A 1454-nucleotide genomic window follows, 5' to 3' on the forward strand; every position below is an offset into this window, starting at 1 on the left:
CCACACCGATTGCGCGGTTGCGTGAGCGCATGGCGTCGCTTGCCGGCGGCGAGACGGCGGCTGAGATCGACGGCATGGACCGGAAGGACGAAGTTGGCCAGATGGCGGTCGCGGTTCAGGTGTTCCGCGAGAACGCCATCGAGCGCATCCGTCTCGAGCAGGAAACSGAAGCCAATCGGTCGATGTCGGAGAAAGACCGYATCGAACGCGAGCAGCAGAAGGCAAGGGAAGCGGCAGACGTCAAATTTGCCGTCGACAATCTCGCGACCGGTCTTTCGAAGCTTTCCGACGGCGATGTCTCCTATCGCATCGACCAGCCGTTCACGGCGACACTCGACGGTGTGCGCAACGACTTCAACATGTCGGCAGAGAAGCTGCAATCGGCATTGACCCGGGTTGCGCAGAATGCCGGCGGCATCGGCGCAGGCGCAAACGAGATCAAGTCGGCTGCCGACGATCTGGCCAAGCGCACCGAACAGCAGGCCGCTGCCGTGGAGGAAACCGCTGCGGCTCTGGAGGAAATCACCACGACCGTGCGGGATTCCACCAAGCGTGCGCAGGAGGCGGGGCAGATCGTCAGCCGCGCCAAGGCGGGTGCCGAACAATCCGGCGAAGTGGTGCGCCGCGCCGTGATCGCCATGGAGCAGATTTCCAAATCCGCCAACGAGATCAGCAACATTATCGGCGTGATCGATGAGATCGCTTTCCAGACCAATCTTCTGGCGCTGAATGCCGGCGTTGAGGCGGCAAGGGCGGGTGAGGCCGGCAAGGGTTTTGCCGTCGTCGCACAGGAAGTGCGCGAGCTTGCGCAACGGTCCGCCAATGCGGCCAAGGAGATCAAGGCGCTGATCACCACCTCGAACGATCAGGTAAAGCAGGGCGTACAGCTGGTGGGCGACACCGGCAAGGCGCTGGCGACGATCGTTTCGGAAGTGCAGGAAATCAACCGGCATGTCGTTTCCATCGTGGAAGCCGCGCAGGAACAGTCCTCCGGATTGCAGCAGATCAATACGGCTGTGAACCAGATGGATCAGGACACGCAGAAGAATGCGGCCATGGTGGAAGAGACCAATGCCGCAAGCCACAGTCTGGCCAAGGAGGTGGCATCGCTCAACCAGCTGCTTTCGCAGTTCAAGCTGGCCGAGGGCGCCTATCAGCAGAAGAGCCAGCCGGCTCCGGTGCGCAGTGCCGCGGGCAGCGACAGATCGGTGGCCTCTCCCGTGCGGGCGCTTGGCCGCAAGCTTGCTTCGGCATTCTCCGGCAATGCCGCTGTTGATACGTCAAAGGATGACTGGCAGGAATTCTGAGCGACGATTGGCTGCCAATTGAGCTTCGGCGGGGAGAAACCCCCGCCGATGAAGATTTCGCGTAGTCGAAAACCGTTTTGTCAAAGCCGATTACAGGGCGACCGTGCCTTCTATGCAGGTGGCTACGTCTCCGCCAATCCAGATGTC

The 1454-nt window shown here is 61.5% G+C and carries 1 protein-coding gene; it reads left to right on the forward strand.

What is annotated here, in order from left to right; genetic code table 11:
• Positions 1-1307 (forward strand): methyl-accepting chemotaxis protein (locus tag O8B93_RS27815; protein WP_269713104.1); only part of this gene is annotated, 1307 nt, incomplete at its 5' end.
• Positions 1308-1454 lie beyond the last annotated feature (147 nt).

It is taken from the genome of Martinezella rhizogenes, assembly GCF_027460065.1.
In the GTDB taxonomy this organism is placed as follows: Bacteria; Pseudomonadota; Alphaproteobacteria; order Rhizobiales; family Rhizobiaceae; genus Agrobacterium; species Agrobacterium rhizogenes_C.